12 protein-coding genes are annotated in these 13,038 nt (G+C 73.6%); 3 read left to right on the forward strand and 9 right to left on the reverse strand.

Annotated elements, in window-relative coordinates; genetic code table 11:
- Positions 1-213: 213 nt before the first annotated feature.
- Entirely contained in the window at positions 214-1,170 is a 957-nt protein-coding gene (locus ACIQFZ_RS18675; RefSeq protein WP_402691711.1) for an LAETG motif-containing sortase-dependent surface protein, read from the reverse strand.
- Between the two features lie 321 nt (positions 1,171-1,491).
- Between ACIQFZ_RS18675 and ACIQFZ_RS18680 the strand changes: the two genes are divergently transcribed.
- Positions 1,492-3,177: a glycoside hydrolase family 13 protein gene (locus tag ACIQFZ_RS18680; RefSeq protein WP_402691712.1), complete on the forward strand. Its 1,686-nt coding sequence runs from the start codon at positions 1,492-1,494 to the stop codon at positions 3,175-3,177.
- A 40-nt stretch (positions 3,178-3,217) separates the two neighbouring features.
- Here the strand turns inward: ACIQFZ_RS18680 and ACIQFZ_RS18685 are convergent, their stop codons facing one another.
- Complete coding sequence (locus ACIQFZ_RS18685) at positions 3,218-3,934, reverse strand: DUF4142 domain-containing protein (RefSeq protein ID WP_402691713.1); 717 nt, start codon at positions 3,932-3,934, stop codon at positions 3,218-3,220.
- A 286-nt stretch (positions 3,935-4,220) separates the two neighbouring features.
- Here ACIQFZ_RS18685 and ACIQFZ_RS18690 point away from each other — a divergent pair, with 286 nt between their 5' ends.
- Positions 4,221-4,904, forward strand: a complete 684-nt coding sequence (locus tag ACIQFZ_RS18690) for a DUF6445 family protein (RefSeq protein WP_365434125.1) — start codon at positions 4,221-4,223, stop codon at positions 4,902-4,904.
- A 43-nt stretch (positions 4,905-4,947) separates the two neighbouring features.
- Here the strand turns inward: ACIQFZ_RS18690 and ACIQFZ_RS18695 are convergent, their stop codons facing one another.
- Positions 4,948-5,433, reverse strand: a complete 486-nt coding sequence (locus tag ACIQFZ_RS18695; RefSeq protein ID WP_365434122.1) for a hypothetical protein — start codon at positions 5,431-5,433, stop codon at positions 4,948-4,950.
- Positions 5,434-5,619: 186 nt separating this feature from the next.
- On the opposite strand from ACIQFZ_RS18695, the gene ACIQFZ_RS18700 reads away from it, so the two are divergent.
- Positions 5,620-6,540 (forward strand): NAD(P)-dependent oxidoreductase, encoded by a 921-nt coding sequence (locus ACIQFZ_RS18700; RefSeq protein WP_402691714.1) that lies wholly within the window; start codon positions 5,620-5,622, stop codon positions 6,538-6,540.
- Between the two features lie 33 nt (positions 6,541-6,573).
- On the opposite strand, the gene ACIQFZ_RS18705 is transcribed toward ACIQFZ_RS18700, so the two are convergent.
- The 6 genes from ACIQFZ_RS18705 to secD all read right to left on the reverse strand — a co-directional run bounded on the left by ACIQFZ_RS18705 (position 6,574) and on the right by secD (position 12,966).
- On the reverse strand, positions 6,574-7,533 hold the full coding sequence (locus ACIQFZ_RS18705) for a hypothetical protein (RefSeq protein WP_402691715.1): 960 nt from the start codon (positions 7,531-7,533) through the stop codon (positions 6,574-6,576).
- Positions 7,534-7,677: 144 nt separating this feature from the next.
- Positions 7,678-8,043 carry a hypothetical protein gene (locus ACIQFZ_RS18710; RefSeq protein WP_365435288.1) on the reverse strand — a complete coding sequence of 122 codons (366 nt, stop codon included), beginning with the start codon at positions 8,041-8,043 and terminating at the stop codon, positions 7,678-7,680.
- Positions 8,044-8,081: 38 nt separating this feature from the next.
- Positions 8,082-8,909 carry a hypothetical protein gene (locus ACIQFZ_RS18715; protein ID WP_402691716.1) on the reverse strand — a complete coding sequence of 276 codons (828 nt, stop codon included), beginning with the start codon at positions 8,907-8,909 and terminating at the stop codon, positions 8,082-8,084.
- Positions 8,910-9,153: 244 nt separating this feature from the next.
- Positions 9,154-9,975: a rod shape-determining protein gene (locus tag ACIQFZ_RS18720; RefSeq protein WP_383061338.1), complete on the reverse strand. Its 822-nt coding sequence runs from the start codon at positions 9,973-9,975 to the stop codon at positions 9,154-9,156.
- Between the two features lie 81 nt (positions 9,976-10,056).
- On the reverse strand, positions 10,057-10,389 hold the full coding sequence (locus tag ACIQFZ_RS18725) for a TraR/DksA family transcriptional regulator (protein ID WP_383061337.1): 333 nt from the start codon (positions 10,387-10,389) through the stop codon (positions 10,057-10,059).
- 171 nt (positions 10,390-10,560) lie between these two features.
- Positions 10,561-12,966 carry a protein translocase subunit SecD gene (secD, locus tag ACIQFZ_RS18730; RefSeq protein WP_402691717.1) on the reverse strand — a complete coding sequence of 802 codons (2,406 nt, stop codon included), beginning with the start codon at positions 12,964-12,966 and terminating at the stop codon, positions 10,561-10,563.
- Positions 12,967-13,038: the final 72 nt, after the last annotated feature.

Below are 13,038 nucleotides of genomic sequence, written 5' to 3' on the forward strand. Positions count from 1 at the left end.
TCGCGACGCCCGGCACGGCTCCCCCAAGCTCTTCGAGCAGGGGGGACCCCCAGCCGCGTTGTCGCATCACCCGAGTACATCCAGTACGCGGGCGACGCTCCGCCTTGCGATGCTCCCCCACAGCCTGAACGGCGTGGGAGGTACCCCCAGCACCGGACGCCGCGAGCTTCCCGGCAAACCTTTCCGGTCACAGCACTAGCCGTTCCGCGGGGGTCAGGAGGCCGGCTTCGCCGCCCGGCGCCGCGTGGTGACGACGAGCGCCGCGCCGCCCGCCAGCAGCACCGCCGCGCCGGCGGCGACGAGGCCGGTGCCGCTGCCGCCGCCGGTCTCGGCGAGGTCGCCGCTGCCGCCGTTCGGTGCCGGGGCGGGTGCGGTGGTGGACTCGGAAGCCGTCGGGGCCGGGGCCTCGCTCGGCGGCGTCGCCGGGGCCGACGACGGGCTCTCCGTCTCGGCGGGGCTCTTCGTGGCCGGGAGCGTCGGCTCCTCGGCCGGGGCCGACGACTCGGGGGCGGACGGGGCCGGCGGCGTGGCCGGGGGCTGCTCCTCGGCGGCCGTGCAGTCCTTGGTGCCGCCGTTCCAGGCCGCGATCAGCTTGTCCTTGATGACCGGGCGGTCCGGGCCCTTGGGCAGGTCGCCGTGCTCGAAGCCGTCGTTCGCTTCCGTCCTGCCGTCGAACTTGACCGCGCCGCGGTACAGGTCGACCTGGGCGAAGCAGCCCGCGTCCGGGACGGCGATGTCGAGGGAGCCGGTCTCGCCCCGCTTGACCGTCACGGTGTCGAAGTCGACGAACACCTGCTCGCCGGAGGTGGCGAAGGTCGCGCCGTGGGCGAGGTAGGAAGCCAGGGAGGCGGTGCAGGTCGTGGCGTCGTGGGCGGTGCGGACCGCGATGTGGACCTTGCCGTCCTCAGTGGGCCGCAGGTTCTGGTCGTCGACCTTGACGGCGTCGTAGAAGTTCTTGCCGTCGAGCGAGAACTGGCAGCGGTCGCTCTCGGTGACCGTGCCGGCGCCCGTGCCGGGCTGGTAACGGCCGCCGCCCTTCCAGCCCTCGCCGCCTGGCGCGCCGTGGGCCCAGGCACCGGAGGCGGCGGCGACGGAGGCGGCACACAGGACGAGCGTCGCGGCGCCCGTTCCCAGCAGGCGGGCGGCGGAGACACGACTGGCTATGGACATACGGATCCCATCTTGCTTGTGCGGGGGGTGGCTGGTCGCGGCGCAACGGCACGGACCAGGACGGGCCGACGGGAGGCCGAGAAGAACAACGGGCCCATCGGTCACATGCGTCACAGTGTGAGGTCATGGTCGTGTGTGCGGCTGAGCCTGTCAATTTGCCGGAACGCAAAGGGACTTCACGCCTTCATCACACTTGTGCCACATAGGGAGCCACTCGCTCCGTCACGGGGTCGGTGTTCACTTTTCGGGCGATGTGGACAGAGTTCTCGTGTCGCCCTTAACCATCCGTACGTCCGCCGTACGCACCGAAGAGGAGACCGCGTGACCGATCCCGCCCCCACGCACGACTCCCCGCAGGACACCGCGCCCGACCTGTCGTCCAGGAACCCGGACTGGTGGCGGCAGGCCGTCGTCTACCAGGTCTACCCCCGCAGCTTCGCCGACTTCGACGGCGACGGGCTCGGCGACCTCGGCGGGATCACCGGGCGGCTGCCGCACCTCGCCGCCCTCGGCGTGGACGCCGTGTGGCTCAGCCCCTTCTACCCCTCCGAACTGGCCGACGGCGGCTACGACGTCGCCGACCACCGGGACGTCGACCCGCGCCTGGGCACCCTGGACGACTTCGCCGCCCTGACCGCCGAGGCGCACCGCTTGGGCCTGAAGGTGATCGTGGACCTCGTCCCCAACCACACCTCCCACCGGCACCCCTGGTTCCAGGAGGCGCTGCGGGCCGGCCCCGGCTCCCCAGCCCGCGACCGCTACGTGTTCCGCGACGGCCGCGGCGCGCACGGCGAACTCCCGCCCACCGACTGGCAGTCCGTCTTCGGCGGCAGCGCCTGGCGGCGGGTGCCGGACGGGCAGTGGTACCTGCATCTGTTCGCGTCCGAGCAGCCGGACCTGAACTGGGAGAGCGAGGAGGTGCGCGCCGACTTCCGCACCACGCTGCGGTTCTGGGCCGACCGCGGCGTGGACGGCTTCCGTGTCGACGTGGCGCACGCCCTGGCCAAGGACCTCGACGAGCCGCTGCGGGACGTCGGGGACATCGGCGCCACCGGCGAGGGCGCGCTGCCGCTCGTGCCGCCCGGCAGCCATCCGTACTACGACCGGGACGAGGTGCACGAGATCTACCGCGACTGGCGGCGGATCCTCGACTCCTACTCCCCGCCGCGTTCGGCGGTCGCCGAGGCCTGGGTGCCAGGAGCCCGGCGTGCGCTGTACGCCCGGCCCGACGAACTGGGCCAGGCCTTCAACTTCGAATATCTGCAGACCGGATGGGACGCCGGCCGACTGCGGCAGGTCATCACCGAGTCGCTGGCCACGGCGCGGGCCGCGGGGGCGTCGGCCACCTGGGTGCTGTCCAACCACGACGTCGTACGGCACGCCTCGCGTCTGATGCTCCCGCCCGGCACCGACGAGAACGCCTGGCTGCTGTCCGGCGGCCGCGCCCCGGCCGTCGACGAGGCGGCGGGGCTGCGCCGCGCCCGCGCGGCGACGCTGCTGATGCTGGCCCTGCCCGGCTCGGCCTACCTCTACCAGGGCGAGGAGCTGGGCCTGCCGGAGGTGGCCGACCTGCCCGCCGAGGTCCTCCAGGACCCGGTGTGGGAGCAGACCGGCCGTACCCGCAAGGGGCGCGACGGCTGCCGGGTGCCGCTGCCGTGGACCGCCACCGGGGCGTCGTACGGCTTCGGTCCGGGCGCCGCCTGGCTGCCGCAGCCGCCGTGCTTCGCCGCGTACGCCGTCCAGGCGCAGGACGGAGTGGAGGGCTCGACCCTGGAGCTGTACCGCTCGGCGCTGCGGCTGCGCCGCAAGCTGCTGGAGGGCGAGTCGCTGACCTGGGTGGAGGAGGGCCCGGCCGGGGTGCTGGCGTTCGCCCGCTCCGGCGGCCGGCGGTGCGTCACCAATCTGTCGGGCCGGGCCGTGCCGCTGCCGCCGGGGGAGGTGCTGCTGAGCAGTTCGCCCCTGACGGAGCGCCGGCTGGACCCGGACACCACCGTGTGGCTCGCGTAGTTCCCCGCGCGCGGGTTCCTTGCCGCGCGCGGGTTCCGCCTCAGCCCGCCGCCGGGCTGGGGCTCGGGTCGCCGGGCAGCACCAGCGGGCTCGACGTGGCGTTCGGCGGCGGGGTGAGTACGACCTCGGGCTGCCCGCCGGAGGGGGGCGGCGGGGTCAGGTCCGAGTTGGGCAGCTTGGGCGGGGTCGTCTGCATGAAGAGCGCCTGGTCGAAGTTGACCAGGCCCGTCTCCTCCATGACCGTGATGTGGTCCAGGACGGTGGCGTTGGCCTGGTTGGCCAGCTCGCGGACCAGGCTGTTCTTGGTGGTGGAGCGGATCTTCGCGATGGTGTTGAAGATCGAGCCGTGCGTCACGCGCAGGATGTTGGCCATGTCGGAGTCGAACTGCTTGCCGGTGTCCCCGGCGAGCTGGGTGACGAAGCCCTGCTGCTGGGGGCTGGCCACGTTCGGCAGCGTGATGTTGAGCATGGGCGCGATCCTGCGGCAGCTCACGTCCAGTTGCGCGTGCCCGTCGATCAGGTGCTTGCCCGCCTTGACGACCTCCTTGGTGGTCCCCTTGCTCACCGCCATCTCGCCGACGGGGTACTCCCACAGCCCGGCCGCGCGCACCTTGACCACGAAGTCCCGGTCCGCCTCCGTCAGCGGCCCCCACTGGGTCTGGGCGATGACCCGGGAGCCGTCGCTGGAGACCTTCTCGAGGCCGAGCATGCTGGGGTAGGCGAGCGCGACCAGGGTCAGGCTGAGGGCACCGCCCACGAAAAGAGTTCCCGTCGCGTTCCGCGAAAAGCGCACCGTGCCTCCTGCCCGGTCATGGTCCCGCCGTGGGCGGTTCGGACATCCACATGTACGGGCCGGGAAGCGTAAAGAACCTTTTGATTTGGCAAAAAGAACCGGACGTGATGTGAGGCTGCTCACGCCTGCGGGCAGTTGGGCCCCCTCCGTCGGTCGCCGCATCCAAGTCCGCTGGGCAGAAGCAAGGTTGACGCAACATTGACCGACTCTGGGGAGAGCCCTGGGGGATGCCCGCCCTACATTCGGCCGCATGCCCCCACAGCCCCGCGGTGTGCCCACCGCGCTCCCCGTCCTGCCCTACCGCAAGCCCACCAAGGGCCGTGACTACTGGGTGCTGGACGACGTCCTGCCCGACGCGGACGCCGTACGGCAGCGCTGCCTGGCCGAGGACGACTGGGTGAAGGGCTACCCGTACACCTCCCAGACCTGGCCCGGACTGCGGACCATGCCCGGTCTGGAGCCGTCCGAACTCGCTCGCGTCGAGCGGCTGGTGAAGAAGGCGACCGGAGCGAAGGAGCTGTGGGTGCAGCAGGCGCCCGACGGCGGCACCCTCAACCACAACTGCGTCCAGGTGGTGGGCGCGGGCGAGAGTGAACCGAGGCCGCACACCGACTCGCGGGCGCTGTGCCGGTACGCGGCCGTGCTCTACCTCAACCCTTCGGTGCCCAAGGACTGCGGGACCAGCTTCTACCGTCAGCGCCTGCCCGGCGGCCGGCTCGGCGGCAACGTCGTGCAGCCCCCGCACCACACCCTCGTCGAGGCGCTCGGCACGCGGTTCGTCGCGCCGGACGCCTTCGAGGAGGACGTCCGCGTGCCGCACAAGGCCAACCGGCTGCTCCTCTACCACGCCAACCTCATGCACAGCGCGACCGGTTACTGCGGTCGGAGCCTGGAGGACAAGCGCATGACGGCGGTCTTCTTCTGGATGGCCTGACCCGGCCCTCAGGTGCGCCGCACGGGGCGCGCGGCGCGGCGGATCAGTACCGCAGCGCGGTGCCCACCTCCGCCCTGACGGGGGCGGACAGCTTGCGGATGCTGCGGGCGGTGGCCGAGGCGGTCTTCCCGGCCGGTACGTCGCGGACGGTGACGACCACCGTGTCGAGCAGGTTGCCGCCGCTGTCCTTGAAGTCGACCTGCACGGCGAAGGACTTGGCGGAGCCCGCCCTGTTCTCCACCCTGACCGCGACGGTGGCGTGCCCGTCCGAGGCGGTGGCCGGGGTGCCCAGGGCCACGGCGCTCCGGGCGTCGATGCCGTTCTTCACCTCGTCCAGCCTGCGGCCCGCCTCCGCGGTGGCCGAGGAGAGCATCTCGTCGGCCTGCGAGGCGAGCGAGGAGACCGCGGACGCCGCGTCGCTCGCGCTGCCGGAGGGGGTGCTGTCGCCGCCGGAGCAGCCGGTCGTAGCGAGGGCCACGGCCACCGCGAGCGCCGCGCCCGTCGTCCAGCGTGCCCGGTGACCGGCCATGTCGCCTCCCACTGCCCGTTCGCCCGCCCCTCGCGCGGAGGAGGGACCGGCTGCCCCTCAAGTGAACCGCCGGGCACGGGTACCCGCACCTTCGTGTCACCCGTGCGGCCCCGTGGCCGAGCCGCTTCGCCGGACGCCGGGCCCGGGCCCGGCGATACTCACCGCATCGATCAGGAGGAGGACGGCATGACCGACATCCGTACCGTGGGCGTCCTGGGCGCCGGGATCATGGGCGCCGCGATGGCCCGCAACCTCGCGAAGGCCGGGCACACCGTCCGGGTGTGGAACCGCACCCGGGCCAAGGCCGAGTCGCTGGCCGCCGACGGCGCACACGTCGCGGACACCCCCGCCGAGGCGGTGCGCGGCGCCGATGTGGTCCTGACGATGCTCTACGACGGCGGCACGGTGCTGGAGGTCATGCGCGAGGCCGCCCCCGCGCTGCGTCCGGGCACGGTCTGGGCGCAGTCGACCACGGTCGGCCTGGAGGCGGCCGGTGAGCTGGCCGCCCTCGCCCGTGAGTACGGACTGGTCCTCTACGACGCCCCGGTGCTCGGTACCCGGCAGCCCGCCGAGGCGGGCCGGCTGACCGTGCTGGCGGCGGGGCCGGCCGAGGGCCGGGAGACGGTGACGCCGGTGTTCGAGGCGGTCGGCGCCCACACGGTGTGGACGGGTGAGGATGCCGCGGCGGCCACCGCCACCCGGCTGAAGCTGGTGGCCAACAGCTGGGTCATCGCGGCCACCGCGGCGACCGGGGAGGCACTGGCCCTGGCCAAGGGGCTCGGCGTGGACCCCCAGGGCTTCTTCGACCTGATCGCCGACGGCCCGCTCGACATGGGCTACCTGCACGCCAAGGCCGGCCTCATCCTCGACGGTGCGTACCTGCCCCCGAGTTTCGCGGTGGCCACCGCGGAGAAGGACGCCCGCCTGATCGTCCAGGCCGGCGAGGCCCACGGCGTCCGCCTCGACGTGGCCGCCGCGAGCGCCGAACGCTTCGCTCGCGCCGCCGCGGGGGGCCATGCAGACGAGGACATGGCCGCGGCGTACTTCGCCAGCTTCGCAGACGACTCCGGCGGGCCCGGCGAGTCCGCCGGACCCGCCGGGCCCTGACTGTTCAACCGCCCGCACCTGCGGGCCGGGTGGTCAGCCGAGGCAGATCACCAGCAGGCAGAGGTGGGACGGCGACGTGGGCGTGTCCGTGGGGCTCGTCTGCGGGGTCTGCTGGGCGTTGCCGTCGGACGAGCCGGCCCCGGGCGCGGTCCGCTGGGTCGCCGTCGAGGACGACCGGGACGCCGACTGGCCCGATTGGCTCGACTGGCCCGACGGGACCGGCTGGGCGGACGGGGCCGACTGGCCCGGCTGGGCGGACGGGGCCGACTGGCCCGGCTGGGCGGCGGAGCTGGAGCCCCCGGCGGCCGGCGCCGTGTTGTCCGGCCGCGGTGCGGACAGCACCGTCCGCGTCGGCGCCTCGTGCGCGCCGGCCACCGCGGACGGGGCCTGCACGGTACGGGGAGCGGCGGCGTCCGGGCGTACGTCCTGCGGCGTGGTGCCCCGCGGCGCCGACCGCTGGTGCGGCACACCGGCCGCGGGCGGGGACTGCCGGGCGCCGGAGGGCGGCGAGGACGGGTCGCCGTGCTGCGCCGGCCGGCTGTCCCCCACGGTGCCCGTGTGCGGGGCCTCCGGTGCCGGGGCCGCCTGCGTGCGGTCGGTGGAGTGCCGGTCCATCGAGGCGACGGTCAGACCTCCCCCGACGAGAGCGACGGCGGTCGCCACCAGAGCCCTGCGCTGGGTCTTCTTCCAGCGGGCCAGCTGACGGCGCCGGGCCGCACGCCCGGGCCGCTGCCGCGGTGGCGGCGCGTCCGTCGCGTCTGCGGCGAGGCCGGCGGGGATGTCGCCGGGGACATCGGCGGGGATGTCGCCGAGGGCGAGGCCTGCGGCCCCGCCCGTCGCGAGGCCGGTCGTGCGGGCCGTCGCGGAATCGGTCGCGGTATCGGTCGTGAGGGGCGCCGTGACGTCCGGTGCTATGTCCGGTGCGTACGCACCGCAACCGGGGCACACCAGGGCGCCGTTGAGGTGCCTACGGCACGTGGAGCAGTAGTCCATCCGGTCTTCCTGACTAGGCCTGCCGAGCGGCCAGTCACGCTAACAAGGCTCGCGAGGGACTGTGTGCAGCCTGTGTGACGCTCCTGCGCGGATTCCCGGCACCCGGGCCCGAGCGTGTACGTCCACTCGGGCCCGGCCGGACCGTCAGGCGCGGTCGGTCAGCTCGTCGGCGTACACCTGCGACAGCGGCTGAGGACCCACGTACTGCTGGCAGTTGCACTCCCCCGGCTCGAAGCGCAGCGGCTTCTTGTTCTCGTCCCAGGCCGTCGGCACCTCGACGCGCTCGTGGCACCGGCCGTTCTTGTCGTGCTTGGCCAGATGGTGGGTGCATCCGCACACCGGCTCCGGCGGCTTGTGCGCCGTCTCGACCGCCAGCCGCTCGGCCTTCGCCGCCTCCATCAGTTCGAGCTTGCGCTCATGCCGGTTGCGCAGCGCGGTGCGGACGTTGTCGGCGACCCAGGCGAAACCGCCGGTCCAGAAAATGATCACTGCCGCCCAGAACCAGCCCATCGGCCCTCACCCTTCCCCCTGCGGAGTCCATCGTGATTTTAGGAGGAGTCCCGGACATTCGCGCCCGGCAGGGCCGGGTGACGTCGCGGACGCTGCGGCCGGTGGTGCGGATGCGGGCCCGTCGGGGCACCCGCCGGGGCCGGGGCCCGCCGCCATCGATCCAGTACGGCCGCCCGGCCCGGCAGCCATCTCGGGCCGCGGCCGTGGAAGAGCGCGAGGACGATCGCCGCGGCCACCGCGATGAGGTGCTCGCGGCCGGCCAGGTTGGGCCTGACCACCGACTCCGCCACCATCGAGCCGCCGGTCAGGAAGAACACGACCGGGGCGCGCCGCACCACGGACAGGTAGGTGAACAGGCCCACCACGGCGGCGGACGGCCCGGTGTCGAGGATCCGGCCGGTCTCGGGCGGCAGCCCCAACCCCCACCCGCCGGGCCCGATCGCGATCATCGCCCGCACGGTGAGGGTGCCGGCCAGGGTGGTCGCGTACGAGATGAACAGCGTCCGGCCCCGGCCCAGGGTGAGCTCGGCCAGCGCGAACGCGAGGAACAGCTGGGTGATGCCGGCCCACACCGGCAGGTCGAGCGCCGGGACGTACAGCGACACCGGGGTGCGCAGCAGGGTCAGCCACAGCGGCAGGTCGCCCTGGACACCGCCGAGGATCCGTACCACCGCTTCCCCGGCCGGCCGCTGCGCCACCTCGTGGAAGAGGATCACGCCGAAGGCCGCCACGAAGGCCAGCACCAGCCCGGACAGCCCCCGGCGCGCCAGTTGCCGTACGGGGTCGACGACGATGCCGTGCCACTCGGCGCGCAGCGTCCGCCCGGCGAACCGGGCGAACCGCGCGGCCGCGTCACGCACCCGCACCGGTCCGCCGTCCTCCGGTCCGCTGTCCGGTGACCGGCCGGTCCGCTGTCCGCGGCCCCGCCACTCGTCGTCCGCCGGTCCCCCCGGATCCGTCGGCTCCCCCGGACCCCCGGGCTCCCCCGTCCATGGCTTCGTACCGCTGTGCCACTGCACCGCCGTTCGGCTCCTTAGCAGTTCCCCCACCCCATCGTGCGCACAACCGTATGGACCGCAATCGGGCCTGCCGCGTTCCCACACGACGGCGTCACAGCGGCGGCAGGGGCCGCGGCGGGCTCAGGGCGGGATGGCGCAGGACCGAGTGCAGGGCTTCGGCGGCGCCGCGCACGGCGGCGGTCTGTGGCCGCGGCACGGCCCGGACGTGGCTGTGCAGCCGCGCGGAGAGCCGGTAGGCGAGCTCGGGGCGCAGGGCGCCGCCGCCGACGAGCAGGGGGCCGCGGTCGAGGGCGTCGACGAGTGCGGGCCGGGGATCGTCCCGCAGCAGTCCGGTGACCAACGCGGTGACGGCGGTGCCGAGTTCGGCGAGGGCGCCGGCGCGCACATCGTCGGTGCCCATGGTGGCCCGGCGGGCGGCGGCCACCCGGCCGTCGGTGAGCAGGGCCACCTCGCTGAGCTGGGCGCCGACGTCGATGACGAGCAGCGGGCCGGACAGGTCGGCGCCGGCGCCCAGTGCGGCGGCGCGGACGCTGTCGATGGTCAGTACGGCCCGTGGCCGCAGTACCTGAAGGAAGCCGACGGCGGTGGCATGGGGCCGTGGCCCGCTCAGGACCGGGGTGGTGAGGACGACGACGGGCCGGGCGTCGTGCGGGACGCGGTCGGCCAGCAGCCGGGAGACGAGCCGGGTCGCGCCGGCCGGGTCGACGACGGTGCCGCGCCGGACGGGGCGGGCTGCGGCGGAGCCCTGGTGGGTGACGGTGGGCACGTCGAGGATGCCGCCGAGGCCCTCCGCCCAGACCCGGGTCCGGGCACTGCCCAGGTCCAGGGCTATGCCCGGACCGCGCCCGCGGACCGGCCCGATGGGCCTGCGGCCCCCCGGGGCGGCGGTCACCGTGCTGTCGCCGAGGATCACCGGTCGGCCTCCTTCACCTCGGGCAGGGGACGCGGGCACGGGCCGCACCGCGCGACGGCGCCGTCGGGCGCGCGGGCCGGATCAGCCGGCGCGCTGCTGGCAGGGCACGCAGCAGCGCGCGTAAGGAAGGATCTCCAGGCGCTCCACCGGGATGGGCTTGGCGCAGTCCTCGCAGTTCCCGTAGGAGCCGTCGTCCAGCCGGGCGAAGGCGGCCTCGATGTCCTTCAGCGCCCGCTGCAGGGCGTTCCTCTGCGCGGTCAGGAGGTCGTCGGCCTCCTGACCGCCGTCCTCGCCCTCCTGGACCGCCCGCAGCTGGGCGAGGCGGGAGTTGCGCTCGTGTTCGAGGCGCTGCCGGGCATCGTGCGCGCTCAGGCGCTCGGCCGCGGAGGCACTGCTGGTGGTCTCCCACGACATCGGCGATACGGTCCCTTCTGGCAAAAGAGCCGGTGACGAGGGGGGCCGCGGTGACGTACGGCCCCCCTCCTGACCCTCCAGCGTGGCCGCGCGCGCGAGATGCGGCCATCGGTCGCAGTACCCATTTCCGGTGGGCGGCGGGGTGCACCGCCGCCCACCGGAACGGCTGCCTCAGACCCGGGCGGCCGGTGCGGACCGGCGGGCGGGCCTGCGGCGCTGCGTGCTTCCCGGAGTGCGGCCCGGGGTCCGGCTCTGGCGGCGGTGCATCTCGATGGCCAACGGGGTGGCGGTGAACACCGAGGAGTAGGTGCCGACCACGAGACCGATGAGCAGCGCGAGCGCGAAGTCGGTCAGCGAGTCTCCGCCGAACACCGCCAGGGAGGCGAGGATCAGCAGGGCGCCCATGCCGGTGTTGATCGTCCGGGGCAGTGTCTGCTGGATCCCCAGGTTGGCGAGTTGCGGCAGCGGCATCTTGCGGTCGCGTCCGAGCAGCTCCCGGATGCGGTCGAAGAGGACCACCGAGTCGTTGACCGAGTAGCCGATGACGGTGAGCAGGGACGCCAGGAACACGCCGTCGATGGGCTTGCCGAGCCAGGCGAAGATGCCGACGAGGATGACGACGTCGTGCGCGAGCGCGGTCACCGCGGCGGTGCCCCACAGCCAGCGGAAGCGGGCGGCGAGGTACAGCAGCTGGGCACCCAGGGCCACGGCGAGGGCGATGAGCGCGTTGCGGCGCAGTTCCTCGCCCAGGCTGGGGCCGATCTGTTCGTCGCGGACCTTCTCCGTCTCACCGCCGAGGGCGCTGACGGTGTCGGTGACCTTGGCTGCTTCGGCGTCGGTCAGATCCTCGGTGCGTACGGTCAGTCCGTTGTCGCCGGAGGACTGGACGAGCGCGCCGGGGAAGCCTGCGTCGGCGAGGGCGGCGCGGGCCCGGTCGGGGTTGACGGAAGAGGAGGTCGTGTATTCGATCAGCCGGCCACCGGTGAACTCCAGGCCGAAGTTGAGGCCCCGGGCCACGATGCCCGACCCGGCGAGCACGAGCACGACCGCGGCGGTGGCCAGCCAGCGGCGCGGGTGGCGCATCATCTGCGGGTCGCGGCGCACGACGAGGTTGCGGATCCAGCCGGTGTTCGCGAGGCCGCTGAGCAGGGGGCGGCGGCGCACCGACGCGCGGGACACCGCGAACTCGGCGAGCACTCGGGTGACCACCAGGGCGCTGAACATGGAGGCGATGACCCCGAGGGCGAGCGTGACGGCGAAGCCGCGCACCGGCCCGGTGGACAGGAAGAACAGCAGCCCGGCCGCGATCAGGGTGGTGATGTTGGAGTCGGCGATCGCGCTGAAGGCGTTGCGGAATCCGGCGGTCAGGGCCGAGCGCGGACTCGGCCGGTGCATACCGGCGTACTCCTCACGCGCTCGTTCGAAGACGAGCACGTTGGCGTCCACGGCCATGCCGATCGCCAGGACGAAACCGGCCAGGCCCGGCAGGGTCAGGGTCGCGCCGAGGGCGGCCAGGGCGGCGTAGGAGAGCACTCCGTAGCAGAGCAGGGCCAGGGCCGCGAGGAAGCCCGTGAGGCGGTAGACGCTGATGATGAACAGGATCGTCAGGGCGGTGCCGATCACCGCGGCCCAGGCGGTGGCCTTGATGGCGCCGGCGCCGAGGGTGGGGCCGATGGTGTGCTGTTCGACCGTCTCGACCGGCACGGGCAGGGCGCCGCCGTTGATGAGCAGCGCCAGTTCGCGGGCCTCGGCGTCGTCGAAGGAGCCGGTGATCTGCGTGGAGCCCTCGGCGATGCCCGTGCCGCAGGCGACGGACGGGGCGACCTGCGGCGAGGAGATGATCCGGTTGTCGAGCACGATGGCGACCCGGCGTGCGGGGTCGCCCACCTGGCGGCAGGCGGCCTCACTGGTCAGCTTGGCCCACGCGGCCCGGCCCGCCTTGTCGAAGTCGACGGTGACGGTCCAGCCGGCGCCCGTCTCCTGTTCGAAGCGGGCCTGGGCGCCCTTGACGTCCTTGCCGGTCATGGCGCTGCCCTGAAGGCGCAGCTTCTGCCCCGAATCGTCGGGCAGGACGAGTTCCTTGGACGCGTCGGGGTCCTTGGACGCCTCGGGTTCCTTCGAAGCGCGGGGTTCCTTGGGGTCGTTGGGGTCCTTGGACGCCTCGGGCTTGGCCGTGGCGGGGTCCTCGGTGCCGTCGGCGACGCCGATCACCGGGTGGAAGGTCAGCTGGGCGGTACGGCCGAGCACGTCGGCCGCCTTCTTGGGGTCCTGCACGCCGGGCAGCTCGACGATGATCCGGTTGCTGCCCGAGCGGACGAGGGACGGTTCGGCGACGCCGAGCCCGTCGACCCGGCCGCGCAGCACTTCCAGGGCGCGGTCGGTGGCCTCGCGGTCGGCCTTGGCGGTCGGGGTGGAGCGGGTCTCCAGGACGATCTGGGTGCCGCCCTGCAGGTCGAGTCCGAGGCGGACGGGAACGGTGGCGGTGACGTACACGGACAGGGCGATCACGGCGAGGGCGAACAGCGCTCTCACCCGGGAGGTTCGGTTCGTGCGTTTCGTGGGTTTCGTGCGTTTCAACGGAGGCCTCCGGCAGGCACGCCGCGACTGCGGCCGACGCGGTCACGGCGGTCGAGGGGCGAACGGGGGACG

It is taken from the genome of Streptomyces sp. NPDC093064 (assembly GCF_044754605.1).
Lineage (GTDB): Bacteria > Actinomycetota > Actinomycetes > Streptomycetales > Streptomycetaceae > Streptomyces.

Coding starts and splice junctions, on each gene's coding strand:
- ACIQFZ_RS18675 (WP_402691711.1), bottom strand. CDS start 1,170: ATGTCCATAGCCAGTCGTGTCTCCGCCGCCCGCCTGCTGGGAACGGGC.
- ACIQFZ_RS18690 (WP_365434125.1), top strand. CDS start 4,221: ATGCCCCCACAGCCCCGCGGTGTGCCCACCGCGCTCCCCGTCCTGCCC.
- ACIQFZ_RS18695 (WP_365434122.1), bottom strand. CDS start 5,433: ATGGCCGGTCACCGGGCACGCTGGACGACGGGCGCGGCGCTCGCGGTG.
- ACIQFZ_RS18700 (WP_402691714.1), top strand. CDS start 5,620: ATGACCGACATCCGTACCGTGGGCGTCCTGGGCGCCGGGATCATGGGC.
- ACIQFZ_RS18705 (WP_402691715.1), bottom strand. CDS start 7,533: ATGGACTACTGCTCCACGTGCCGTAGGCACCTCAACGGCGCCCTGGTG.
- ACIQFZ_RS18710 (WP_365435288.1), bottom strand. CDS start 8,043: ATGGGCTGGTTCTGGGCGGCAGTGATCATTTTCTGGACCGGCGGTTTC.
- ACIQFZ_RS18725 (WP_383061337.1), bottom strand. CDS start 10,389: ATGTCGTGGGAGACCACCAGCAGTGCCTCCGCGGCCGAGCGCCTGAGC.